Origin of the sequence: Arthrobacter sp. 35W, from assembly GCF_000482545.1 — a bacterium.
Classification (GTDB): domain Bacteria; phylum Actinomycetota; class Actinomycetes; order Actinomycetales; family Micrococcaceae; genus Specibacter.
The window spans coordinates 476,940-501,132 of the sequence record NZ_KI519454.1 but is presented as its reverse complement, the minus strand read 5'-3'; the positions used below and the strand labels follow the sequence as shown (position 1 = coordinate 501,132).

The 24,193-nt window shown below is 68.0% G+C and carries 18 protein-coding genes, 1 pseudogene and 1 riboswitch; of the genes and pseudogenes, 12 read left to right on the top strand and 7 right to left on the bottom strand.

Annotated features, from left to right (window positions below):
- Positions 1-53: 53 nt before the first annotated feature.
- Both K254_RS0102025 and K254_RS21300 read right to left on the bottom strand, forming a co-directional pair.
- Positions 54-1,370: a bifunctional o-acetylhomoserine/o-acetylserine sulfhydrylase gene (locus K254_RS0102025; protein WP_026553977.1), complete on the bottom strand. Its 1,317-nt coding sequence runs from the start codon at positions 1,368-1,370 to the stop codon at positions 54-56.
- Positions 1,371-1,459: 89 nt separating this feature from the next.
- Positions 1,460-1,573: riboswitch (SAM riboswitch) on the bottom strand.
- Between the two features lie 48 nt (positions 1,574-1,621).
- Positions 1,622-3,992, bottom strand: a pseudogene (locus tag K254_RS21300) (Tex family protein).
- A 248-nt stretch (positions 3,993-4,240) separates the two neighbouring features.
- Between K254_RS21300 and K254_RS0102015 the strand changes: the two are divergent.
- Complete coding sequence (locus tag K254_RS0102015; protein WP_026553976.1) at positions 4,241-4,879, top strand: VOC family protein; 639 nt, start codon at positions 4,241-4,243, stop codon at positions 4,877-4,879.
- Between the two features lie 81 nt (positions 4,880-4,960).
- Here the strand turns inward: K254_RS0102015 and K254_RS0102010 are convergent, their stop codons facing one another.
- Positions 4,961-5,695 carry a CPBP family intramembrane glutamic endopeptidase gene (locus K254_RS0102010; RefSeq protein ID WP_026553975.1) on the bottom strand — a complete coding sequence of 245 codons (735 nt, stop codon included), beginning with the start codon at positions 5,693-5,695 and terminating at the stop codon, positions 4,961-4,963.
- A gap of 49 nt (positions 5,696-5,744) precedes the next feature.
- Here K254_RS0102010 and K254_RS0102005 point away from each other — a divergent pair, with 49 nt between their 5' ends.
- The 9 genes from K254_RS0102005 (at position 5,745) to K254_RS0101965 (ending at position 15,126) form a co-directional block, all read left to right on the top strand.
- Entirely contained in the window at positions 5,745-6,422 is a 678-nt protein-coding gene (locus K254_RS0102005) for a histidine phosphatase family protein (RefSeq protein ID WP_026553974.1), read from the top strand.
- Between the two features lie 209 nt (positions 6,423-6,631).
- Positions 6,632-8,275, top strand: coding sequence for an iron uptake transporter permease EfeU (efeU, locus tag K254_RS25145; protein ID WP_081710048.1), 1,644 nt, complete (start codon positions 6,632-6,634; stop codon positions 8,273-8,275).
- On the top strand, positions 8,272-9,480 hold the full coding sequence (gene efeO, locus K254_RS26290; protein ID WP_026553973.1) for an iron uptake system protein EfeO: 1,209 nt from the start codon (positions 8,272-8,274) through the stop codon (positions 9,478-9,480). The genes efeU and efeO overlap by 4 nt, the downstream gene beginning before the upstream one ends.
- Positions 9,480-10,799: an iron uptake transporter deferrochelatase/peroxidase subunit gene (efeB, locus tag K254_RS21290; RefSeq protein WP_035748873.1), complete on the top strand. Its 1,320-nt coding sequence runs from the start codon at positions 9,480-9,482 to the stop codon at positions 10,797-10,799. The genes efeO and efeB overlap by 1 nt, the downstream gene beginning before the upstream one ends.
- 146 nt (positions 10,800-10,945) lie before the next feature.
- Positions 10,946-11,416 (top strand): thioredoxin-dependent thiol peroxidase, encoded by a 471-nt coding sequence (bcp, locus tag K254_RS0101985; RefSeq protein WP_026553972.1) that lies wholly within the window; start codon positions 10,946-10,948, stop codon positions 11,414-11,416.
- 370 nt (positions 11,417-11,786) lie between these two features.
- Positions 11,787-12,284, top strand: coding sequence for a 2-oxo-4-hydroxy-4-carboxy-5-ureidoimidazoline decarboxylase (gene uraD, locus K254_RS0101980; protein ID WP_026553971.1), 498 nt, complete (start codon positions 11,787-11,789; stop codon positions 12,282-12,284).
- Entirely contained in the window at positions 12,281-12,622 is a 342-nt protein-coding gene (gene uraH, locus K254_RS0101975; RefSeq protein WP_026553970.1) for a hydroxyisourate hydrolase, read from the top strand. Before uraD ends, uraH begins: the two co-directional genes overlap by 4 nt.
- 2 nt (positions 12,623-12,624) lie before the next feature.
- Positions 12,625-13,527, top strand: coding sequence for a factor-independent urate hydroxylase (gene pucL, locus K254_RS0101970; RefSeq protein ID WP_026553969.1), 903 nt, complete (start codon positions 12,625-12,627; stop codon positions 13,525-13,527).
- A gap of 114 nt (positions 13,528-13,641) precedes the next feature.
- Complete coding sequence (locus tag K254_RS0101965) at positions 13,642-15,126, top strand: nucleobase:cation symporter-2 family protein (RefSeq protein ID WP_051388685.1); 1,485 nt, start codon at positions 13,642-13,644, stop codon at positions 15,124-15,126.
- A gap of 152 nt (positions 15,127-15,278) precedes the next feature.
- Here the strand turns inward: K254_RS0101965 and K254_RS0101960 are convergent, their stop codons facing one another.
- On the bottom strand, positions 15,279-16,037 hold the full coding sequence (locus tag K254_RS0101960; protein WP_026553967.1) for an SDR family oxidoreductase: 759 nt from the start codon (positions 16,035-16,037) through the stop codon (positions 15,279-15,281).
- Between the two features lie 246 nt (positions 16,038-16,283).
- Here K254_RS0101960 and aceE point away from each other — a divergent pair, with 246 nt between their 5' ends.
- Positions 16,284-19,025, top strand: a complete 2,742-nt coding sequence (gene aceE / locus K254_RS0101955; protein WP_035748871.1) for a pyruvate dehydrogenase (acetyl-transferring), homodimeric type — start codon at positions 16,284-16,286, stop codon at positions 19,023-19,025.
- Between the two features lie 81 nt (positions 19,026-19,106).
- Positions 19,107-19,739 (top strand): nucleotidyltransferase family protein, encoded by a 633-nt coding sequence (locus K254_RS0101950; protein ID WP_026553965.1) that lies wholly within the window; start codon positions 19,107-19,109, stop codon positions 19,737-19,739.
- Between the two features lie 159 nt (positions 19,740-19,898).
- Here K254_RS0101950 and K254_RS0101945 read toward each other — a convergent pair whose 3' ends face one another.
- The 3 genes from K254_RS0101945 to K254_RS0101935 are packed head-to-tail and all read right to left on the bottom strand — an operon-like array spanning position 19,899 to position 24,193.
- A complete protein-coding gene (locus tag K254_RS0101945) occupies positions 19,899-20,348 on the bottom strand; it encodes a hypothetical protein (protein WP_026553964.1) in 450 nt (149 codons plus the stop codon).
- 45 nt (positions 20,349-20,393) lie between these two features.
- A complete protein-coding gene (locus K254_RS0101940) occupies positions 20,394-23,249 on the bottom strand; it encodes a molybdopterin-dependent oxidoreductase (protein ID WP_026553963.1) in 2,856 nt (951 codons plus the stop codon).
- 2 nt (positions 23,250-23,251) lie between these two features.
- Complete coding sequence (locus tag K254_RS0101935) at positions 23,252-24,193, bottom strand: FAD binding domain-containing protein (RefSeq protein ID WP_026553962.1); 942 nt, start codon at positions 24,191-24,193, stop codon at positions 23,252-23,254.

Sequence of the window (24,193 nt, the reverse complement as noted above, 5' to 3'; positions counted from 1 at the left end):
CTCGGGCTCGGAGGAAAACACGCCTATGGTTCCCAGGGTCTCGGCAGAAACGCTCACGCGCTCTTGGCGGCCCGGAAGCCGGCCTCGAGGTCTGCCAGGATGTCCGTGATGTTCTCCAGGCCGACGGACAGGCGCACCAGTCCGGGGCGCACACCGGCGACCAGTTGCTGCTCGGCGGTGAGCTGGGCGTGGGTGGTGGACGCGGGGTGGATGACCAGCGAGCGGACGTCGCCGAGGTTGGCCACATGCGAGTGCAGCTCCAGTCCGTCCACGAAGCGCTTGCCGGCCTCGATGCCGCCCTTGATGTCGAAGGCGACGACGGCGCCGGTGCCCTTGGGCCCGTACTTCACGCCGCGCTCGTACCAGGGGCTGGACGGCAGGCCGGCATAGGCGACGGCCTCGACGTCGGCGTGCTGCTCAAGCCAGGTGGCGACGGCGCGGGCGTTCTCCACGTGGCGCTCCACGCGCAGGCTGAGCGTCTCCAGGCCCTGGGCGATGAGGAAGGCGTTGAACGGGGCGACGGCGGAGCCGAGGTCGCGCAGCAGCTGCACGCGGGCCTTGAGGATGTAGGAGAGGTTGGCGCCCAGGGCACCGTCGGCGCCGAGGTCGCGCCCGTAGACCAGGCCGTTGTAGCTCTCGTCCGGGGTGTTGAAGCCGGGGAACTTCTCCGGATCCTTCGTGAAATCGAACTTGCCGCTGTCAACGATCACGCCGGCAATGGCGCTGCCGTGCCCGCCCAGGTACTTGGTGGCGGAGTGGATGACGACGTCGGCTCCCCACTCGATCGGACGGATCAGGTAAGGGGTGGCCAGGGTGTTGTCCACGAGCAGCGGGACACCGGCCTCGTGGGCCACGGTGCTGACACCCTCGATGTCCAGCACGTCCTGGCGCGGGTTGGAGACAACTTCGCCGAAGAACAGCTTGGTGTTGGGGCGGACGGCGTCGCGCCAGTCCTGCAGGTTGTCGGGGTCCGCCACGAAGGTGACCTCGACGCCGAACTTCTTCAGCGTGTGGGCGAACAGGTTGTAGGTGCCCCCGTAGACGCTGGGGCTGGAGACGATGTGGTCCCCGGCCTCGGCAATGTTCAGCACGGCAAAGGTCGCTGCAGCTTGGCCGGAGGAGAGCAGCAGGGCCGCAAGGCCGCCCTCAAGGCTGGCGATTCTTTGCTCGACGGCGTCCTGGGTGGGGTTGCCGATGCGGGTGTAGATGGGGGCCAGCTCGGCGAGGGCGAAGCGGTTGGCGGCGCTCTCGGTGCTGGGGAAGACGAACGACGTCGTCTGGTAGATCGGCAGGGCGCGGGCGCCGGTGGTGGCGTCGGGCTCCTGGCCTACGTGGATCTGACGGGTTTCAAAAGACCAACCGGTGCTCACAAGTGGCTCCTCGAGTTGTGGGCCCGCAAGCTGCACCTCTTGCCCACAACGACACGGGTGGCCCGGCCGGTGGGCCAGGATGCACCTGTGGCCCGCGCTTGCCTTGAGCCGATTGGCCAAGGCCAGGTCTTCACCCGGGGCACCCCACCGCGGTGGAGGGTTGCCGGTCAGCGAGCCGGGGCTTGTCGCTGACACTCATGACCTGCATTCAGTGTGGGAGAGGCCCGCGGCGGGGCGCAAGAATATGACGGTTATGTGACGGTTTGTGCCGTGCCATGTCCGCCGGCGCCTGCGCCCCGTGCCGCAGCCCGCTGCCGCTGCCCGCTGCCGCTGCCCGCTGCCCTTGAGACGGCGCTAGACGGCGTCGTCGAGCCTCAGCGTCAGGGAGATCCGCTTGCGCTCCGGCTCCACCGCCAGCACCTTGACCTTGACGACGTCGCCGGATTTGACCACATCGCGGGGGTCGTTGATGCGCCGGGTGCTCATTGCGGAAATGTGGATCAGACCGTCCTGGTGGACGCCGATGTCCACGAAGGCACCGAAGGCTGCCACATTGGACACCGTTCCCTCCAGCACCATGCCGGCGCGCAGATCGGTGATCTTCTCCACGCCCTCGGCGAAGCTGGCGGTGGCGAAGCGAGGGCGCGGGTCGCGGCCGGGCTTGGGCAGCTCCGCCAGGATGTCCACCACAGTGGGCAGCCCGAAGGCGCCGTCCACGAAGCGGGCCGGGTCCAGAGCGGCGACGGCGGCGGCCCCTGCACCGGGGGCCTTGGCCCCCGCTGCGGCGAGGATCTTCCGGGCCACGGGGTAGGCCTCGGGGTGGATGCTGGAGGCGTCCAGCGGCTCCGCTCCCCCGGTGATCCGCAGGAAGCCGGCGCACTGTTCGAAGGCCTTGGCGCCAAGCCGCGGCACCTTTTTCAGCGCCGCCCGGCTGGCAAAGGGGCCGTGTTCATTGCGGTACGCCACGATGTTTTCGCTCAGCAGCGGGCCGACGCCGGCCACCCGGGCCAGCAGCGCCGGGGAGGCCGTATTGACGTCCACGCCCACCGCATTCACGCAGTCCTCGACGACGGCGTCCAGGGCGCGGTCCAGCCGGGCCGGGGTGAGATCGTGCTGGTACTGGCCCACGCCGATGGACTTGGGCTCGATCTTCACCAATTCCGCCAGCGGATCCTGCAGTCGGCGGGCGATCGACACGGCCCCGCGAAGGGAGACGTCCATGCCGGGCAGCTCCGCCGATGCCAGGGCGGAGGCGGAATAGACGCTGGCGCCGGCCTCGGAGACCACCACCTTGGCGGGCTGGGCGGCGCCGGGGGCACCGCCGTCGTGCTTCTTCAGCTCGGCCAGCAGCGCCGCGGCCAGTCTGTCCGTTTCACGGGAGGCCGTGCCATTGCCGATGGCCACCAGCTCCACGCGGTGCTTTTTGGACAGGGCCACGAGTTTGGCGAGGGCCTCGTCCCAGCGCTTGGCCGGGGCATGCGGGTAGACCGTATCGGTGGCGACCACCTGGCCGGTGCCGTCCACGACGGCGACCTTGACCCCCGTGCGCAGGCCCGGATCCAGCCCCAGGGTGGCCCGGTTGCCGGCCGGTGCGGCCAGCAGGACGTCGCGCAGATTGGCCGCGAAGACCGCCACGGCCTCCTCCTCGGCAGCGGCAAAGAGCCGCCCCCGGGCCTCGGTGGCCAGGCGGGCCAGCAGCCGCGTGCGCCAGGCCGCCTCCACGCTGCCCATCAACCACTCGTCGGCCGCCCGGCCGCGCGGGGATACGCCCAGCGAGCGGGCGACGGCGCGTTCGTACCAGCCCCGGGCCTCGGCCAGCACCTCGGCATCACGCGGATCGGCCTCGGCGATGTCCAGGGCCAGCACGCCGTCGGCCTCGCCGCGCAGCAGGGCAAGCACCCGGTGCCCGGGCAGGCGGTTCAGCGGCTGGACAAAGTCCAGATAGTCCTTGAATTTGGCGGCGGCATCCCCGCCGGGCGCGCCCGGAACACCGGCCTTGGCGCCGGGTTTGGGGCGCGAGCGCAGCCGCCCACCCTTCCACAGCCGGGTGCGCAGCTCGGATGCCAGCACCGTGTCCTGGGCGGCACGCTCGATCAGGATGGCCCGGGCCCCGGCCAGGGCGGCCCCGGCGTCGTCCACGCCGTGCTCCGCATTGCGGTAGCGGGCGGCGGTGGCCTCCGGGTCGCGGTGCGGCTCCTTCAGCAACGCGTCCGCCAGCGGCTCCAGCCCCGCCTCGCGGGCAGACTGGGCCTTGGTGCGGCGGGTGGATTTGAAGGGGAAGTACAGCTCCTCCAGTTCCGTCTTCGTGGCCGCGGCGAGCACGGCGGCGCGCAGGGCGGGGGTCAGCTTCCCCGCCGCCTCGATGCCCTCCAACACGGCGCGGCGGCGGTCTTCGAGCTCGCGCAGATACCTCAGGCGTTCGGACAGCGTGCGCAGCTGGGCATCATCCAGCGTGCCGGTGGCTTCCTTGCGGTAGCGGGCGATGAAGGGCACCGTGGCCCCGCCGTCAAGAAGGGCGACGGCGGCCCGCACCTGGTCGGGGCGCACTCCCAGCTCGGCGGCGATGGCCCGCTCCAGGGCATCCGGCCCCTGCCGTTCCGGCTTCCGTTCCTCCTGCTTCACAGGGTCCGCCGCAGCGCCGGGGCTGCGTCCGCCGGGGCGTGGGTCGGTGCGCGGCGCAGGGCTGCTGGGGCGCGAAGGGATCGGGGCTGCGGGATGCGAAGTCACCGTGCCATTGTCCCGCACACATCAGGCAATTTGACCCGCCGGACGGCAGCCTCTGTCGTCAATTATGACGATTGAACTGACGTCCTATGACGATAAGGGGGCCCTAAGTCGAGACGTACTTCACAAAGTGCCAAGATGAAGCCATGCGCATGGATCATGTTTCTTACGCCTGTGAATCAGATGGACTGGCAGCAACCGCTGGACGGATTGCCGATGCCCTTGGAGTCGAAGCGGTGCGTGGAGGCGTGCACCCGCGCTTCGGCACCCGCAATATGATCATCCCCCTCACGGACCACCACTATGTGGAGGTCGTGGAGTGCCTGGACCACCCGGCGTCGGACAAGGCGCCCTTTGGCCAGGCCGTGCGGGCCCGTTCGGCAGCCGGCGGCGGCTGGATGGGCTGGTGCGTGGCGGTGGATGACCTTACCCCCTTCGAAGAGCGCCTCGGCCGCAGCGCCGTCCCCGGCAACCGCAAGTTCCCCGACGGCCAGGAGTTGATCTGGCAGCAGATCGGCATCAAGGGCCTCATCGCGGACCCGCAGGTGCCGTACATGCTCAAGTGGGAGGGCAATCCCGAGCTGCACCCCTCGCTGGCCCGCGAGTCCAATGTCCGTCTGGCCTCCCTGACCATTGCCGGCAGCGCCGAGCGCGTCACCGAATGGCTGGGCGAACCGGTGGAGAAGCCGCTGGAGGACGTCAAGGTCGAGTGGATCGCCCCGCGCGGCACGCCCGGCATCATGAGCGTCACCTTCGAAACCCCCAACGGTCCGGTCACCATCTAATACCGGCCCACCTATCAACTGTGCGACAGCACGTGTCGTTATGGACGCCCATAGCGACACGTGCTGTCGCACAGTTTTTGTTTAACCGAATCCCAGCAAGGGGCCGGCGGTGAAGGCGGCGATGTCCAGCAGGGCGTGGGCGATGACCAGCGGGGCCAGGCGCCCCCAGCGCTTGTAGACCCAGCAGAACACCAGGCCCATGAGGAAGTTGCCCAGGAACGGCCCCAGCCCCTGGTACAGGTGGTAGCTGCCGCGCAGCAGGGAGCTGGCCAGCACGGCAACCCAGGGCGCCCACCCCAGCTTCTCCAGCCGGTTCAGCAGGTACCCCACCACGATGATTTCCTCCACCAGGGCGTGCCGGATGGCGGAGAGCACCAGCACGGGGATGGTCCACCAGTGCGCGTCGAGGGCGCTGGTGATGATCTCGGTGGTGACACCCATGGCCCGGCCCGCGGCGTAGAGCCCCAGCGAGGGCAGCCCCATGGCCAGCATCAGTCCGATCCCCCACAGCACATCGCGCACGGGCTTGTCCGCCGTGAAGCCGAGCACCGTGAAGGCGGATTTTCCGGGCTGCCAGAGCAGGTAGAGCACCAGCGCCACCGGCACCAGTGCAAAGCCGATGTCCAGCAGCTGGTAGATGAGGTCAAAGACCTCCCGGCTGCTGCGCACGGGGTTGAGCGTGGAGGTGCCCTCGGCCAGCGGCGCCCGCGTGGCCTTGTCCAGCAGCTGGACCACCGAATAGACGGCCGACTGCCCCAGCGAGAGGCCCAGGACAATCCACAATTGGGCACGCAGCCGGGTTCGGGTTTCAGTCATGGATCCATCCTGCCCGGTCGCAGCGTCTGGGACCGTTAGGCTGGCGTCCATGACCGCTCCCCGCCAGATCATCATGGTCCGCCACGGACAGTCCATGGCCAATGTGGACCAGACGCTGTACAACAGGGTTCCCGACTACCGGATCCCCTTGACGGAGCTGGGCGTGCAGCAGGCCAAGGCCGCCGGGGAGAGGATCCGCCGCCAGCTCGACGGCGGGCAGGTGTGCGTCTACGTCTCGCCCTATCTGCGCGCCTACCAGACTCTTGAGGCGCTGAATCTGGGCGATTCCGTGGAGCGCATCATCGAGGAGCCCCGGCTGCGGGAGCAGGACTGGGCCAATTTCCAGAACCCGGCCGACATCGCGGACCAGCGCGAGCTGCGCAACGCCTATGGACACTTCTTCTACCGCTTCCGCGACGGCGAATCCGGCTCGGATGTGTTCGACCGGGTCTCCTCGTTCATGGAGACGCTGTACAGACATTGGGACAAACCGCTCTACGCCCCCAACACGCTGCTGGTCACCCACGGATTGACCATGCGGCTGTTCTGCATGCGCTGGTTCCACTGGTCCGTGGAGTACTTCGAATCGCTGAACAACCCCGGCAATGCCGAGGTGCGCACGCTGCTGCGGGCGGGCCGGCGCTACGAGCTGGATGCCCCGTTCGACCAATGGTCCCCGACGCCGCTGGGCCAGACGGTGCTGGACGCCCCCCACCGGGATTGGTAAAGGGACTGGTAGACGGGTTGGCAGGCAGATCGGCAGGCCCACCGGCAGCCGGTCCGCTGCCGGCCAGCGGGACGCGGCTCCTCCATAAGGCGCGCATTACGTCATGTTGATCTGGCTTAATTCGCGCATAGGGCTTGAGTAAGGATAGCCTTGGCTCGGCTTGGAGAGCTCTCCGGCCTTGATCTTTTCCACAGATGCCGGAGTACTCGGTGCTTGCAACACTGGTGATTGGCCTGCGCGAAGGCCTCGAAGCCGCCCTGATCGTCGGCATGATTGCCGCCTTCCTCCGCCGCAACGGCGCCTCTCTGGCCCCGATGTGGATAGGTGTCGGCGCGGCCGCGGTGCTCAGCGCCGTCGTCGGACTGGTGCTTGAACTCGTCTCCGCCGCCCTCCCCCAGGCCCAGCAGGAGGGGATGGAGTCCATCATCGGCCTGGTGGCCGTGGGCATCGTGACCTTCATGATCGTCTGGATGGCCAAGAACGCCCGTTCCATGAAATCCGAGGTGGAATCGCATGCCGCCAACGCACTCGGCGGGGGATCGGCCCTGGCCCTGGCCTCGATGGCCTTCCTTGCCGTGCTGCGCGAGGGCATCGAAACGGCCGTCTTCCTGGTGGCCGCATTCCAGTCATCCGTCGACCCGATGCTCGCCGGCGCCGGCGCTGTGCTGGGCCTGGTCCTCGCCGCCGCGGCCGGCTACGGACTCTACCGTGGTGGCATCAAACTGAATCTGGCCAAATTCTTCAAGGCCACCGGTGTCTTTCTGGCCTTCGTCGCCGCCGGACTGGTGATGAAATCCCTCCGCACCGCCCACGAAGCCGGGTGGATCACCCTCGGCCAAGGCGCCACGGTGGACCTTTCCTGGCTGGCACCCAATGGCTCCTGGCAGGCGGCACTGCTCACGGGCGTTCTGGGCATTCCGTCCGACCCCCGCGTGATTGAAGTCCTGGGCTGGCTGCTCTATCTGCTGCCCGTGCTGTATTTCATCCTCGCCCCGCGCGGCTGGCGCCCCTCCCCCGCCAACGCGCAGCGGGCCAAATTCGCCACGGCCGGCGCCCTGGCCGGAGCTGCCGCCGTCCTGGCCATCGCCGCACCGCTGCTGGCCCCGCAGCCGGCCGTTGCCGGCACCGCCACGGGCACAGGCACGACGGCGGTGGTGGACGACGCCGGGAAATCCTACGGCACACTGTCCCTGGACCGCGGAACCCTGCAGCTCTCGCTGGACACGGCCGGGCGCACCACCACCTTCGACCTCGCCGCAGCGGACCACCACACGGTGGGCCATCTGGGCACCACCGCCACGGAGTATTCGCTCCCTGTGCAGCAGACGGATTCCGGCCCCGCCAGCCTGGACCGCACGGCGTTGGCCGCCCTCAACGGCGGCCGCCTGCCGGTGGGCATCGGCGGCCAGAACAATCCAGGCCCGTTCGACGCCGCCTGGAGCCATGACATGAAGCTCACCGTCTGGCTCGCCGGCACGGAACTGCTCGACGCCGCCAGCGCCGGCAGCACCACCGCCACCCTCAGCGGCGGCGGACTTCCCACCGCGCGCACGGTGGTCCTGCCCAGCCCGGATGCCTGGACCGTCCCGGCGGCATCGTCCGCCGCTGCGGCCCAGGCCCTGGCCTTGTCGGCGGGGGTGCGCAATGAACTGCCGCTGTGGCATTTGTGGCTCCCCGCCGTCCTGGCCGCTGCAGCCCTCCTCTTCGCGGCCGTGGCATTCCGCCAGGGCCGTCGTCCGGCACCCCACACAGCTTCGGCCCCCAGCGCGTCCCACGCGCGCAGCGGACGCACCCCCATCGCAGCATCAGACAACCGTTCCCTTTCGTCCCAGCAAGTGAAGGACCTTTCATGATCTCCACCCCGCGCAAGCGCACCACAGCCCTCCTCGTCGCCGGACCCGCCCTGGCGGCGATGGTTCTGGCCGGCTGTTCGGGAACCACGGGCGCCACGGGCACGGGCGCCGCCGGCGGCGGCGCGCCCGTCGCCAACGGCACGGCCGCGGTGAGCGTCTCCGTCAAGAACGTGGACGGCAAGGACCAGTGCGTTCCCGACTTCACCTCGGCCCCGGCGGGGCCCGTGACTTTCAACATCTCCAACAAGGACGCCTCCGGTGTCAGCGAGGTGGAGCTGCTGTCCGACAAGCGCATCCTGGGCGAGCGCGAGAACGTCATCCCGGGCCTGAAGCCCGTCAGCTTCACCGTCACCCTCTCTGGCGGCAGCTACCAGCTGTACTGCCCCGGCGCCGGCACCGAATACACCCCCTTCACCGTCACGGGCAACAGCACCGCCGCCGCCAGCAACGGCACCACGGACCTGCTGGCCGCCGGCACCGCCGGCTACGGCGGCTACGTCTCCGGCCAGGTGGCCAGCCTGGTGGAGGCCGTCGCCGCCCTGAAGACCGCCGTCGACTCCGGCGATGTCACGGCCAGCCAGAAGGCCTACGCAGCCGCCCGCCCGTTCTACGAGCGCATCGAGCCCGTGGCCGAGAGCTTCCCCGAGCTGGACCCGGCGCTGGACCTGCGCATCGCCGACGTCGAGCCGGGCGCCGAGTGGACCGGCTTCCACCCGCTCGAGCGGGACCTTTTCGAAACCAAGGCCATCACCGATTCCACGAAGGCCCTGGCGGCCGGTCTGGTGGAGAACGTCGGCAAGCTGCAGAAGGAAACCACCGGTCTTCAGTACAAGGCCGAGGAACTGGCCAACGGCGCCAGCGGCCTGCTGGAGGAGGTCCAGTCCTCCAAGATCACCGGCGAGGAGGAGGCCTACTCCAAGCTTGACCTGCTGGACTTCGGCGCCAACGTTGAGGGCTCCCAGCAGGCCTTCGAGTACCTCAAGCCCGCCCTCGTGGTGATCGACGCCGATCTGGTGAAGACCATCTCCGCCCAGTTCGACACCGTCACGGCAGCACTGGAAGACTACAAGGACGCCAACGCCATCGGTGGCTGGAAGCCGTACACGGAGGAGCTCAAGGCCTCCGACGCCACCAAGCTGACCCAGCTGATCCAATCCCTGCAGGATCCGCTGTCCAAGATTGCTGCGAAGGTGGCGGCGGTCTAATGGCTGCCTCGACTCCTTCGAAGGACGGCGTCTCGCGCCGCGGATTCCTCCACGGCGCCGGCGGCACGGCCATCATGTCCGCCTCGGCGGGTCTGGTGGCGGGCACCGCCGTCGGCGCAATCGGCGCCTCCGCTGTGCTGGCCGGCGACGCCGCACACGCTGCCACGAGCGGTGGACCCACGGGCATCGCCGCCCTGGGCGCTGCGCAGTCCCAGCTGGCCTATCCCTTCTATGGCGAGCACCAGAGCGGCATCGCCACCCCTCCGCAGGACCATTTGGTGTTCATGTCCTTCGACATGACGGGCAAGAGCCGCACGGATCTGCAATTGGTGCTGGCCAAGTGGAGTGCCGCCATGGCGGAGATGACAGCAGGAAAAGCCATCGGCGCCACGGAACCCGGCCGCGAACAGGCCATCCCCGTGGACACGGGCGAGGCCACCGGGATGGGTCCGCAGGGGCTGACGTTGACCCTTGGATTCGGCCCCTCGCTCTTCGACGACCGTTTCGGGTTGGAAAAGTTCAAGCCAGCCAATTTCGCGGACCTCCCCGCCATGGCGGGCGAATCCCTGCAACCCCAGTTCACCGGGGGTGATCTGTGCATCCAGGCCTGCGCCTACGATCCGCAGGTGGCCTACCATGCGATCCGCAACCTGGCCCGCATGGCCCGCACCCAGGTCAAGACCCGCTGGACGGTGCTGGGCTTCGGCCGGGCCTCGGCCGGCGCCAACCAGCAGACGCCGCGCAACCTCATGGGGTTCAAGGACGGCACCCGCAACATCACCACCGCCGAGGACATGGCGGAGCATGTGTGGACGGGTGAGGAAACCGGCCAGTCGTGGATGAACGGCGGCACCTATCTGGTGGCCCGGAAAATCCACATGATGATCGAAACCTGGGACACCGATTCCATTGGCGACCAGCAGAGCATCTTCGGCCGCACCAAGCATGAGGGCGCCCCGCATTCCGGCAAGCTGGAGCATGACGTCCCGGACTTTGCAGCAAAGGGCGCCGACGGCGAACCGGTGATCGCCGCCGACTCGCACATTGCCCTGGCCGCCCACGAGAACAACAATGGCGTGAAGATCCTGCGCCGCGGCTACAACTTCACCGACGGGCTGGACAGTGTGGGCCGGCTGGATGCCGGGCTGTTTTTCCTCAGCTTCCAGAATGATCCGGCCAATTTTGTTGCGCTGCAGCGCCGGCTCGGCTCCTCCGACAGGTTGAACGAGTACATCCGCCACGTCGGCTCCGCCGTCTTCGCCGTCCCCGCCGGCCTGCCCGCCGCCGGCAGCTACTACGGCCAGGAGTTCTTCGCCTAGGGGCATTGACGGGTGCCGGCGGTGGAATTAGGATTCCGAATGGCAAGATCTTGCTTCTGCATCATGGAAGAAGCGCACCGCCCGGCCCCTGCCGCCGGCGGACCGCAGCCGATGCACCCACCCCACAACCCTTTCGGGAGACATCCATGACCACCCAACTCGCACCGGGAGCGACAGCCCCGGCCTTTGAACTGTCCGACGCCACCGGGGCCACGATTGCACTCTCCGACTTCCAGGGGACCAATGTTGTGGTGTATTTCTACCCCAAGGCCGCGACCCCCGGCTGCACCACTGAAGCCTGCGATTTCCGCGACAGCCTCGCCAGCCTCAAATCGGCGGGGTACTCGGTTCTTGGCATCTCGCCGGACCCGGCGGACTCTCTGCAGGCCTTCACTGCCGAGCACGGACTCAACTTCCCCCTGCTCTCGGACGAGGGCAGCGCCGTCGCGGCTGCCTACGGCGCCTGGGGCGACAAGGTGGTCAACGGCGAGACGGTGCAGGGCGTGCTGCGGACGACTGTGGTGATCGACGACGGCGGCCAGGTGGTCTCCGCGGAATACAGCGTCGCGGCAGAGGGCCACGTCCGGCGGCTGCGGGAGTCCTTGGGCCTTTCCTAGGCCTTTCCTAGGCCATTCCCGGGCCCCCTTCCGGCCCGCGCCGCACAAAGCGCCGCACAGCGCGCCGCAGAACGTCCGCTGCGGCCCCCATCCACCGGCGGGGGCCGCAGCGCCGCACGCCCATTCCACCCCTGGGGCGCCTCCAACCAGGCCCCCAAAAAGGGCCTCCAGCCCCTTGGATCTTGCACTTTGCGGGACCTTGGATAAATTAGTGCTTGACAAGTGGATTGTGATCGGGTTCACTATTACACATACTGAAATAACAGTTCCACGATACGAAACCTTGACCAACCAGAGTCAGCCGAGTCCCAGGACCGGCCGTTCCGTATAGCCCACGCCGTGGATGCCAGTATCTGTCGCAAGGAACACCATGTTGCTTGAACAATGCAACGAGGCCGCGCGTGTGGAGCTGGAAAAAGTGCTCCGACCCTGCCTCGATATCCAACGGTGGATCGATGGGATCATCGATGACCGCCCCTATTCGAGCCGGGAAGCACTTCTCGACTCCGCCAGGATCGCTGCAGATCCCTTCACGATCCCCGAGATCGAATCGGCCCTGGCGCACCACCCCCGGATCGGCCAGAAGGCTGCCGGCACCTCCACGGAGGCCAAACTGTCTGCAGCGGAGCAGGCACGGGTCTCCGGCGAGGATCCGGCCATCCTGGCGGCCATCGCCGAGGGGAATGCGGCCTACGAGTCCAAATTCGGCCGGGTCTTCCTGATCCGGGCGGCCGGACGCAGCGCCACGGACATCCTGGGCTCGCTCAACAAGCGCCTGGAGAATCCACCCGAGGTTGAACTGGCCGTCGTGGCCCAGCAGCTTCGCGAGATTGCCGTCCTGCGCCTGGAAGGAGCGGTGGCCGCATGAGCGTTTCGCATGTGACCACCCACATTCTGGACACCTCCTCCGGCAAGCCCGCGGCGCGTGTCGCCGTCGAGCTTTTCGCCGCCGATGGCACCACCTGGACGCACCTTGCGGCCGGGGTGACCAACGACGCCGGCCGGATCCCCGAGCTGGGACCTGAGGTCCTGGCGCCGGGCACCTACCAACTGCGTTTCGGCACCGGAGCCTATTTTGCCCGCACTGCCACGGAAACGTTCTTCCCCGAGGTCGTCCTGACCTTCACCGTTACAGCCGGCGAGGACCACTACCATGTCCCGCTGCTGCTGAGCCCCTTCTCCTACTCCACATATCGAGGCAACTAATCATGAGCGAAAACAGCAAGATCATCCTGGGCGCCAACCAGTACGGCAAGGCGGAGGTCCGCCTCGTCAAGGTCACCCGCAACACGGACCGCCACGAGATCGAAGACCTCAACGTCACCTCCCAGCTGCGCGGCGACTTCACCGACGCCCACCTCACGGGCGACAACGCCCATGTGGTGGCCACCGACACCCAAAAGAACACGGTCTACGCCCTGGCCCGCGACGGCGTGGGCTCGCCCGAGGCGTTCCTGCTGCGCCTGGCGGACCACTTCACCTCCAGCTTTGACTGGGTTTCCGGTGGGCGCTGGGAGGCCGAGTCGTACTCCTGGGACCGCATCCAGGCCGGCGGCGTCGGCCACGACCACTCCTTCGTCCGCAACGGCCAGGAGGTCCGCACCGCCGTCGTCGTCAAGGACGGCGACCAGACGCATGTCATTGCCGGGCTCAAGGACCTCACCGTCCTGAAGACCACGCAATCGGGCTTTGTCGGCTACCCGAAGGACCAGTACACCACCCTGGCCGAGACCACCGACCGGATCCTGGCCACCGACGTCTCCGCCCGGTGGCGCTTCAACACCACGGACGTCGATTTCAACAAGTCCTACTCGGATGTGAAGGCGCTGCTGCTGGAAGGGTTCACGGAGCGGTACTCCCACGCCCTGCAGCAGACCCTCTTCGACATGGGCCAGAAGGTCCTGCTGGCGCACCCGGAGATTGAAGAGATCAAGTTCTCCATGCCCAACAAGCACCACTTCCTGGTGGACCTCTCCCCGTTTGGACTGGACAACCCCAATGAGGTCTTCTACGCCGCCGACCGCCCCTACGGCCTGATCGAGGCTACTGTGCTGCGCGAGGATGCCCCCGACGCGGGCAACGCCTGGGACGGCATCGCCGGCTTCTGCTAAACGTCATGACGAGTGGGCACCCGCCGCTGCGCGGGTGCCCACCATCCGTCGACCCATTCAGCGGTACCGGGACCGCCGCCGTCGGCGTGCCCAAGGACAAGGAGGTCCTCAAAAATGCCTAAATCACCCCGCACCACCATAGCTGTAGACACACATCGTCCCGAGGACGAACGGCTGCCCATCGCCACCAGCTTCACCTACGGTTTCCAGCACGTGCTCACCATGTATGGCGGCATCATTGCCGTGCCCCTGATCATCGGCCAGGCGGCAGGGCTGAACAAGGAGGACATCGGCGTCCTCATCGCCGCAGCCCTGTTCATGGGCGGGGCGGCGACCCTGCTGCAGACCATTGGCATACCGTTCTTCGGCTCAAAGCTCCCGCTGGTGCAGGGCGTCTCGTTCGCCTCCGTCTCCACCATGGTCGCCATCGTGGGCGGCGGCGGAATCCGGGCCGTCTTTGGCGCAGTGATCGTCTCGGCCGCCGTCGGCCTGTTGATCGCCCCGCTGTTCTCCAAGATCGTCAGGTACTTCCCGCCCGTGGTCACCGGCAGCGTCATCACCGTCATCGGCCTCTCGCTGATGCCGGTGGCCGCGAACTGGGCCATGGGCGGGAACAAGAAGGCTGCCGACTACGGCAGCGTGTCCAACATTGCCCTGGCCGGCATCACCCTGGTCGTCGTGCTGCTGCTGAGCAAGCTGGGCAGCTCCACCATTTCCCGGCTGTCCATCCTGCTGGCAATGGTCATCGGCACCCTCATCGCCGTCGCCATGGGCAAGGCGGACTTCTCCAACGTGGGCAACGGCGCCGTCTTCGAGCTGCCCATGCCCTTCCACCTGGGCCTGCCGACCTTTGATCCGGCGGCCATCGTCTCCATGCTCATCGTGGTGCTGGTGATCCTGACGGAGACCACCGCCGACATTCTGGCTGTGGGCTCGATCGTGGGCACCAAGGTCGATTCCAAGCGCATCGCCGCGGGTCTGCGGGCGGACATGGCCTCCAGCCTTGTCTCCCCCATCTTCGGCTCCTTCACCCAGAGCGCCTTCGCCCAAAATGTGGGGCTCGTGGCCGTGACAGGCATCAAGAGCCGCTTTGTGGTGGCCTCCGGCGGCGTGATCCTGGTTGCTCTGGGCCTGCTGCCCATCCTGGGGCGCGTGGTGGCGGCCGTGCCGCTGTCCGTGCTCGGCGGCGCCGGGCTGGTGCTGTTCGGCACCGTGGCCGCCAGCGGCATCCGCACCCTGGGCCAGGTGGACTACCGCAACAATATGAACCTGATCATCGTGGCGGCCTCCGTGGGCTTTGGCATGCTGCCCATCGCCGCCCCGGCCTTCTACGACCAGTTCCCCGTCTGGTTCGCCACGATCTTCCACTCCGGGATCTCCTCGGCAGCGGTCATGGCGATCCTGCTGAACCTGCTGTTCAACCACCTCAAGCGTGGCACCCCGGAGAACCCTTCAGTTTTTGCCGCCGGCACAGACCGGCAAATCACCGCCGAGCTCCTCGAATGCCTTCGCCACGGCGACCGCTGCGAGGATGGCCGGCTGGTTGACGCCGACGGCAAGGAAATACGTGTCGTGGAGGATCCCTCCACGGCGCACTAGAACCAGTAGTCGACGACTGGATCTGCACTGGGGCGGCGCCCCCTCCCTCATCTGGGCCGATCGGGGAAGGGACGCCGCTCCAGTGTTCTTTAATGCGGCTTTGTGCACGACGGCGGATGCCCGGCTCGTGGTGTCCGCCGCAGGTGTGCCGGCTACCCGCGGCCGGTGAAGGGCATGCCCGAGGCCAGGATCTGGATGGAGCCGATGGTGGCCGACGGCGGCAGCGAGGCCATCATCAGCACCACCCGTGCCGCTTCGGCCACCGGAAACGTAGGCTCGACCATCCGGCTGCCGTCCGCCTGCAGGGCACCTGTCCCCACACCGAGCTCGCTCATGATCTCGGTGGCCGTGTTGCCGATGTCGATCTGCCCGCAGCGAATGCCGTAGGGCCGCCCGTCCAGATCGATGCTCTTGGTCAGGCCGGAGATGGCGTGCTTGCTCACGGTGTAGGCCACGGACAGCGGGCGGGGCGAGTGGGCGGAGATGGAGCCATTGTTGATGATCAGCCCGCCCTGGGGCGTCTGGGCGCGCATCTGGCGGAAGGCGGCGCGGGCACAGAGCATGGCACCGGTGAGGTTCACCGAGAGGGTCTGCTCCCATTCATCCAGGCCCACCTCGTCCAGCGAGGCCATCGGCCCAAAGATGCCTGCGTTGTTGAACAGCACATCCACCCGGCCAAAGCGCTCGGCCGTGGCGGCGAAGAGCGCGTCCACCGCCGCCTCATCGGCGACGTCGGTGGGGATGCAGAGGGCGTTGGGGTCCTCCCCCGCGGTTTCCGCCAGTGCCGCAGCACGGCGTCCGGCCAGCGCCACCTGCCATCCGTCCGCCAGCAGAGCGCGGGCCACGGCCCGTCCGATGCCCGAGCCTGCTCCAGTCACGATGGCCGCGCGCGGCCCATCAATGGTTGCCATACTCAACAACTCCTCTTCAGCGTCTTCCCAGGCGCGTACACTTTGACGTAACATCTTAGAAATGAAAGTTTTCTTCCATATAATGAAATCATAGCCGTCCCAATGGTGTGACAGCCCGGGGACACCGGTTCATGATCCTCATCCTAAGGACATGGCCGGAACGCGACCCACTTTGGTCCGGTCGTGAACCATCCATGGGGAACTGGACGACAAATCCACCAACCCCACAAGCATGAAAGGCCGGATGTGTACCTCTCTGAAGATTCGACACAAATCCTTACCCAACTGACCAGCTACGCCCCCGACACCGATCCCACGGAAACGGCGGAGTGGCAGGAGTCCCTGGATTCCTTGATTCAGGAACGTGGCACCGAACGTGCCCAATTCATCATGCGCTCCCTGCTCCAACGCGCCGGCGCCCAGTCCGTGGGCGTGCCGATGGTCACCACCACGGACTACGTGAACACGATCCCGGCCGACCAGGAACCCCAATTCCCCGGCAACGAGGAAATCGAACGCAAATACCGGGCCTGGCTGCGCTGGAACGCCGCCGTCATGGTCCACCGCGCCCAGGCCCCCGGCATCGGCGTCGGCGGCCACATCTCCACCTACGCCGGCGCCGCGACCTTGTACGAGGTCGGCTTCAACCACTTCTTCCGCGGCAAGGACCACCCCGGCGGCGGCGACCAGGTCTTCTTCCAGGGCCACGCGTCCCCGGGCATGTACGCCCGCGCGTTCATGGAGGGCCGCCTGTCCGAGGAGGACCTGGACGGGTTCCGGCAGGAAAAGTCCAAGGAGGGCCACGCCCTCTCCTCCTACCCGCACCCGCGCCTGATGCCGGCCTTCTGGGAATTCCCCACCGTGTCCATGGGCATCGGCCCGATGAACGCGATCTACCAGGCCCAGTCCAACCGGTACCTGCACCACCGCGGCATCAAGGACACCTCCGACCAGCAGGTCTGGGCGTTCCTGGGCGACGGGGAGATGGACGAGCCCGAATCCCGCGGCCTGCTCCAACTCGCCGCGAACGACAAGCTCGACAACCTGAACTTCGTCATCAACTGCAACCTCCAACGCCTGGACGGGCCGGTGCGCGGCAACGGCAAGATCGTCCAGGAACTGGAGGCCTTCTTCCGCGGCGCCGGCTGGAACGTCATCAAGGTCCTCTGGGGCCGGGAATGGGACGGGCTGCTCGCCAAGGATACGGACGGCTCCCTGGTGAAGGTCATGAACACCACCGTCGACGGCGACTACCAGACCTACAAGGCCGAATCCGGCGGATTCATCCGCGACCACTTCTTCGGCCAAACCCCCCAAACCAAGGACCTTGTCGCGGACCTGTCCGACGATGAGATTTGGAATTTGAAGCGCGGCGGGCACGACTACAAGAAGGTCTACGCCGCCTACAAGGCCGCCACCGACTTCAAGGGCAAGCCCACCGTGATCCTGGCCCACACCGTCAAGGGCTACGGCCTGGGCACCCACTTCGAGGCGCGCAACGCCACGCACCAGATGAAAAAGCTCACCCTGCAGGACCTGAAGGACTTCCGCGACCTGCTGCGCCTGCCCATTTCGGATGAGGTGCTGGAGGCGGACCCGTACCGTCCCCCGTACTACCACCCCGGCATGGACGCCCCGGAAATCCAGTATTTGATGGAACGCCGGGCCGCCCTGGGCGGCTTCGTCCCCGAACGCCGCAGCAAGCACGCCGAGGTCGTCCTGCCGGCGGAGAAGTCCTACGAGATGGCCAACCGCGGCTCGGGCAAGCAGCAGGCCGCCACGACCATGGCGTTCGTGCGCCTGCTCAAGGACCTGATGCGCGACAAGGACTTCGGCAACCGGATCGTGCCGATCATCCCGGACGAGGCCCGCACCTTCGGCATCGACGCGTTCTTCCCGACCGCGAAGATCTACAACCCCAACGGGCAGAACTACCTCTCCGTGGACCGCGACCTCGTCCTGGCCTACAAGGAATCCATCTCCGGGCAGATCGTGCACGCCGGCATCAACGAGGCCGGCTCCGTGGCCGCGTTCACCGCCGCCGGCACCGCCTACGCCACCCACGGGCAGCCGCTCGTGCCGATCTACGTGTTCTACTCCATGTTCGGCTTCCAACGCACCGGGGACTCCTTCTGGGCCGCCGCGGACCAGATGACCCGCGGCTTCATCATCGGCGCGACCGCCGGGCGCACCACCCTGACCGGTGAGGGCCTGCAGCATGCGGACGGGCACTCCCCGATCCTGGCCTCCACCAACCCGGCCGTGATCTCCTACGACCCGGCCTACGGGTACGAGATCGGGGTGATCATCAAGGCCGGCCTGGAACGCATGTACGGCAAGGATTCCACCGACCCCAACGTGATGTACTACATCACCGTGTACAACGAGCCGATCACCCAGCCGGCCGCCCCGGCCGAGATCGACGTCGAGGGCATCACAAAGGGGATCTACCTGGCCGCCCCGGCGACCACCGACGGGCCCCGCACCCAGCTGCTGGCCTCCGGCGTGGCCGTGCCGTGGGCCATCGAGGCCCAGCGGATCCTCGCCCAGGACTGGGGCGTGTCGGCCGATGTGTGGTCCGTGACGTCCTGGACGGAACTGCGCCGCGACGGGCTCGCCGCCGAAGAGGACGCGTTCCTGAACCCGGGAGGACAGGCCCGCACCCCCTACATCACCGAAAAGCTCGCCGGGGCGACCGGACCCGTCGTGGCCGTGTCGGACTACATGAAGGCCGTCCCGGACATGGTCCGCCAATTCGTGCCCAACGAATTCGCGACCCTGGGCGCGGACGGGTTCGGATTCTCCGACACCCGCCAGGCCGCCCGGAGGTTCTTCAAGATCGACTCCCACTCCATCGTCGTCCGCGCCCTGGAAATGCTCGCCCGCCGCGGCGAGGTCGACTGGCAGGCCCCCGCCCAGGCCATCGAGAAATACCGGCTCCTGGACGTCAACGCCGGCACCACCGGCCAGGCCGGCGGCGACAGCTAACAACCACCCCATGCCGTGATGCCCGTGTCTCCTCCAAGACACGGGCATCACTATTTTCCGCACCATCCCTAGAGTGGAGCCATGACACAGAAAACAACGGCGGTGCTGCTGGCCGCCGGCGCCGGCACCCGGCTGGGCCGCGGGCCCAAGGCACTGCTGCCCTACCGCGGCGGCACTCTGGCGCAGCATGCGGCAGCGGTGCTGCTGGCGGGCGGCTGTTCCGAGGTGGTGGTGGTGCTGGGCTCCGGTGCTGCCGAGGTCCGGGCGGCCGGACTCCCCGCTGGGTGCCGGGCAATGGACAATCCGCGCTGGGCCGAGGGCATGGGCACCTCGTTCGCCGCCGGCGTGGCCGCGGCTCTGGCACCGGCCGGCGGCGCTGGCCCGGACAACCAGCCCACGCCAGACAACGTCCTGGTGGCGCTGGTGGACCAGCCCGGCATGGGGTCGGAGCTGGTGGCGCGGCTGATCGCAGTGCACAAGGAAGGCCGGATCACCGCCGCCGGATTCCGCTCCGACGACGGCGGGCTGGTCCGCGGCCACCCCGTGCTCTTCGACGCCGATCTGGCTGCGCAGGCAGCGGCCACCGCCAGCGGCGATGCCGGTGCACGCATTTTCCTGCGCGGCCACCCGGAACTGGTCGATCTGGTGGACTGCAGCGATTTGTCAGACGGGGCCGACGTCGATACGCCAGCCCAGCTGCACCTGCTGGATTAGCCTTCCCCTGATGGCCAGCGCCGCCGGCGGATGGTCAGTCGAGTGCGTCCCCTGCGCCCGACGTCGTTCCCCTTTGATGACGCAGTAGTGGACGCGTCCCCAAAGGGGTAGCGCGTCCCGGGCCGGGACCCGCCAGCCCCACAGCGTCAATGTGCCGCACTACCTGTGCAGCGTTATGACCACCGGGTTGCCCTCCAGGGCGATCTTGACCACGGGCTCCGTGAACACGCCTTCCGGGACGTCGGCACTGGATGTGTGCGGCGCCATATCGGCCGAACATACATCCCGGACCTGCCCAACCTCCACTGTGATGGCGAGGTTGTCTGGCTCGACCATCTGGACCACCGCTATGGTGGCCGGGCACGACGAGCTGCCATAGGTGGTGACGAAGACCTTCCGCTCCGTGGCCGAGAGATCCACCGCCCAGGAATGGTCGGCGGCCCACGTTGCTGAGGCACGTTCGCCTGCAGTCCCACCCGGGCCGGCACCCCGGGGGCTGACGCTCTCGGGGCCGTTGCGCTGGGGGCCGGCGCACCCGGCCAGGGCGCTGCCAATGAGGAACGTGGCGAGCGCCAGCCGCCAGAACGGAGAATTTCCCAAGGCATTCATCGTCACCACGCTAGCCCATCTGTCCACCCGGATTCCGGACTGGACCTAGGCGCCCACCATGGCTCCGCCGGTAGACACGTCACTGTTCGCATCCCGCAGGCCCAGGTAGATCTTGTCGCGGGTGATCGGCAGTTCGCCAAAGCGGACGCCGGTGGCGTTGCGGATGGCGTTGGCCATCGCCGGAGCCACCGGGTTGAACGGGCTTTCGCTCATGGATTTCGCCCCCAGCGGCCCCAGCGCATCGGTGGTGTCGGCGAAGTAGACCTCGCTGCGCGGCACATCGGCGAAGGTGGGGATGTGATACTGGCGCAGGATGTCGGTTTCCACCTTCCCACCGGGCCCCACCCGCACGTCCTCATACAGTGCCGCGCCCAGCGCCTGGGCGATGCCGCCCTCGATCTGCCCGCGGCACTGCCGCGGATTCACCACGACGCCGGCGTCGGCGGCCTGGACACTCTGCAGGATCCGCAGCTCCCCCGTTCCGGTGTTCACCGCCACCGCGAAGCCATGCACATTGAACGCCACGGACCGCGGCGTTCCGTGCCAGCGGCCCTCGGCTTCCAGAAGGTCACCGCGTTCTGCGGCCCGCCGGTGGAGCTCGGCCAGCGGCATCGGCGTGCCGCCACAGTCGACGGCGCCGGGTCCCGGCACGCACTGGGCCGCCGGAACCCCGCTGAGCTCGGACGCCAGGGCAGTGATCCGGACCGCCAGTTCCTCGGCGGCGGCCAGTGTTGCCTTGCCGGCCACCACCGTCCCGGTCGATCCGAAGGCGCCGGTGTCATGCTCGGTCAGGTCCGTGTCGGACTGCCGCACCTCCACCGTGGCGGCGTTGGTGCCCAGCGCCGTCGCCGCCAGCTGTGCGTGCACGGTGGTGGTCCCGTTGCCAAACTCGGCCGTGCCCACATCCACCTGGTAGCCGCCGTCGGGCAGAAGCCGTACCCGGCTGTGCGCAAAGTGCCCGCGCGGCGGGACGGTGTCGATCATCGACAGGGCCGTGCCCGTGCCGTGCACCCACTCCGGGCCCAGGCCCGCACCGCCGACGCCGCCCTTGCCCGAGAGCCGGTAGCGTTCCGCCCCGCGCTTGAGGGCATCGTCCACGAGCTCGATGCACTGGTCCAGGCCGTAGCTGCCGTAGAGCACGTCCTCCTCCGGCTCCGGATGCGAGGACAGCATCGGGTCTCCGGAGCGGACGATGTTCCTGCGGCGGAACTCCATAGGGTCCATGCCCAGCTGTGCGGCCAACTCGTCGATGGCGGATTCGACGGCGAAGATCATCTGGCTCAGCCCATAGCCGCGGAACGCGCCGGCCGGCACGGTGTTGGTGTAGACGGCGCGGGCATCGATCTTCTTGTTCGCGCATTTGTAGACGGACAGCGATTCGCCGCAGCCGTGGAACATCACCCCCGGCGCATGGTTGCCGTAGGCTCCGGTGTTGGTCAGCACATCCACCGCCAGGGCAGTGAGCGTGCCGTCCCGCTTGGCCCCGGCCCGCAGCCGGATCCGGAAGGGATGCCGCGTGGTGGAAGCTGTGAACTGCTCCGTGCGGGTGAATTCCAGCTGCACCGGCCGGCGCAGGCGAAGCACGGCGAGTGCGACGACGTCCTCGGTGAGCATCTCCTGCTTGCCGCCGAAGCCGCCGCCCACCCGGCCGGCCACCACCCGGACCTTGTCCGCGGGCAGCGAGAAGACGCGGCACAGCGAGCGGCGGGTGAGGAACGGCGTCTGGGTGGAGGAGCGCACCACAAGCCGGCCGCCGTCGAGGGCGCCTGCGTCGGCGTCGGAGTCTTCGATCCACCCGATGGAGGCATGCGTTTCCAGCGAGACGTGCTGCACCCGCTGGGTCCGGTAGACGTGTTCATGCACGACGTCGGCTGCCGCCAGTCCGGCGGCGACGTCACCCAGCTCCGAATGGAGTTCGGCGATGGTGTTCAGGGCCGGATTGGCAATCCTGGCCGTCTCGCCGTCCTTCTCCCCATGCAGCGCCGGAGCACCCGGCAGGGCCGACAATTCGGGGTCGAACACAGCATCAAGCAGCTCGTATTCCACCACCACGGCCCGCACGCCGGCCTCGGCCTCGGCGACGCTGTCCGCCACCACCGCCGCCACGCGCTGGCCAATGAACCGCACCACGGAGTCCAGCACGCGGCTGTCGTCCGGGTCGTCCGTGTAGAGCTCGTGCTGGGCGCTGGAGTACAGCTGCTCCGGGGCGTCGAGATGGGTGAAGACGGCCCGGACCCCGGGCAGCGCCAGGGCCGCGGCGGCGTCAATGGAGCGGATCCGCGCATGCGGGTGCGGCGAACGGACCAGCTTCATGTGCAGCAGTCCGGGCAGTTGCTCCGCCGGAACGTCCAGCGTGTATCGGGCCTGGCCCGTGACGATGTCCCGGCCCGCCGGAGCTGGCACATTGCCGCCCACCTGACCGGCCGCGGCGCTGTCGACACCCGCAGCCGCGTCGTCGCTGGCCGCATCCCCGCCATGGCCGCCGCAGACGGCGGCCTCGATGGAGGCGTAGCCGGTGCAGCGGCAGAGGTTGCCCTTCAGATTCCGCGGCAGGTCCTCCCTCTGGGCGTCGTCAAAGGTGGCCGCCGTCATCAGCATGCCGGCGGTGCAGAATCCGCACTGGAAACCCTGGGCCGCCAGGAACTGCTCCTGCACCGGGTGCAGACCCGAGGCATCGGCCAGCCCCTCCACCGTGGTGACGCTCCGCCCCGCCGCCCGGACGGCGGGATAGATGCAGCTGTGCACGGGCGTGCCGTCCACGTGGACGGTGCAGGCACCGCAGTCGCCGCCGTCGCAGCCCTTCTTTACGCCAAACATGCCCTCCTCGCGCAGGAAGGTGCGCAGGCACTGCCCCGGCCGCGGTTCGGTGTCATGCGTGGTTCCGTTGATGTCCATGGACATGGCTACTCGCCTCCTGGGGTCGTCGTGCCGGTGGGTTCCCCGCCCTGCGGGGTGCCGGAAAGGTGGCTGGAATCTCCGCCGGCGGGTTCATCGAGAAGCTCGGTGCGGATCTCCTCCGCCAGCCGGTAGGTCATATCGCGGCGCCACTGCGGCAGCCCGTGGATGTCGTCGTGGTAGAGCTCTTCGGGGATGGCGGCACCCAACGCCGCGGCCAGGGCCGCGGCATCGGGACGCCCCGGCAGCAGACCGGAGTCCACTCCGGAGCCATTCCCCCCTCCGAACCGCAGCTGCACCGGTCGTTTGGTGGATGCCGTGACAGTCAGCACCAGGACGCCGTTGGCGCCGAGGCGGCCGATCAGCAGCACGCCGGAGCGGCCGAGGTTGCTCAGCGACAGGCGCCGGAACGCCGTCCGCGCCGCCAGCGCGTCATGCGGCAGCCAGATGCTGCGCAGCAGCTCCCCCGGCCGCAGTGCCGTCTGGCCATCACCGACCACCAGCTCAGCCACCGGCACCTCGCGGCTGCCGCCGCCGGGTGCCAGGATCCTTGCCACGCCGTCCAGCGCAGCGCAGAGCGAGATCATCGGTCCGGCCGGCAGCCCGGTGGCGATGTTGCCGCCCACCGTGGACATGTTCCAGATTTTGAACGAGGCCACGAAGGAATCGCAGCACCGGCGCACCAGATCCAGCGCCGGCCATCTGTCGGCCAACCCATCGGCGGTGGGTAGTGCATAGAGCTCGGCGATGGTGGCGGTGGCCGCCAATTCGATGCCGTCTTCGGTGATGGTGATGGCGGGCCAGCCTGCCGAACTGATGTCCAGCAGGCGGCGCAGCACCGAGCTGCCGTAGGAAAACAGCACCGTGCCGCCGGCCAGCCAGGCATCGCCCTCGCGCCACTGGTCCGGGTCCACCGTGGGCACCACTGCCTCAATAGTGTTCATGTCCAT

Bases quoted from the DNA above. Each gene is read 5' to 3' on its own strand.
- K254_RS0101950 (WP_026553965.1), top strand. From the start codon at position 19,107: ATGACACAGAAAACAACGGCGGTGCTGCTGGCCGCCGGCGCCGGCACC.
- bcp (WP_026553972.1), top strand. From the start codon at position 10,946: ATGACCACCCAACTCGCACCGGGAGCGACAGCCCCGGCCTTTGAACTG.
- uraH (WP_026553970.1), top strand. From the start codon at position 12,281: ATGAGCGTTTCGCATGTGACCACCCACATTCTGGACACCTCCTCCGGC.
- K254_RS0101935 (WP_026553962.1), bottom strand. From the start codon at position 24,193: ATGGACATGAACACTATTGAGGCAGTGGTGCCCACGGTGGACCCGGAC.
- K254_RS0102010 (WP_026553975.1), bottom strand. From the start codon at position 5,695: ATGACTGAAACCCGAACCCGGCTGCGTGCCCAATTGTGGATTGTCCTG.
- efeO (WP_026553973.1), top strand. From the start codon at position 8,272: ATGATCTCCACCCCGCGCAAGCGCACCACAGCCCTCCTCGTCGCCGGA.
- K254_RS0102005 (WP_026553974.1), top strand. From the start codon at position 5,745: ATGACCGCTCCCCGCCAGATCATCATGGTCCGCCACGGACAGTCCATG.
- K254_RS0102015 (WP_026553976.1), top strand. From the start codon at position 4,241: ATGCGCATGGATCATGTTTCTTACGCCTGTGAATCAGATGGACTGGCA.
- uraD (WP_026553971.1), top strand. From the start codon at position 11,787: ATGTTGCTTGAACAATGCAACGAGGCCGCGCGTGTGGAGCTGGAAAAA.
- efeB (WP_035748873.1), top strand. From the start codon at position 9,480: ATGGCTGCCTCGACTCCTTCGAAGGACGGCGTCTCGCGCCGCGGATTC.
- pucL (WP_026553969.1), top strand. From the start codon at position 12,625: ATGAGCGAAAACAGCAAGATCATCCTGGGCGCCAACCAGTACGGCAAG.
- K254_RS0101960 (WP_026553967.1), bottom strand. From the start codon at position 16,037: ATGGCAACCATTGATGGGCCGCGCGCGGCCATCGTGACTGGAGCAGGC.
- K254_RS0101965 (WP_051388685.1), top strand. From the start codon at position 13,642: ATGCCTAAATCACCCCGCACCACCATAGCTGTAGACACACATCGTCCC.
- K254_RS0101940 (WP_026553963.1), bottom strand. From the start codon at position 23,249: ATGTCCATGGACATCAACGGAACCACGCATGACACCGAACCGCGGCCG.
- K254_RS0101945 (WP_026553964.1), bottom strand. From the start codon at position 20,348: ATGAATGCCTTGGGAAATTCTCCGTTCTGGCGGCTGGCGCTCGCCACG.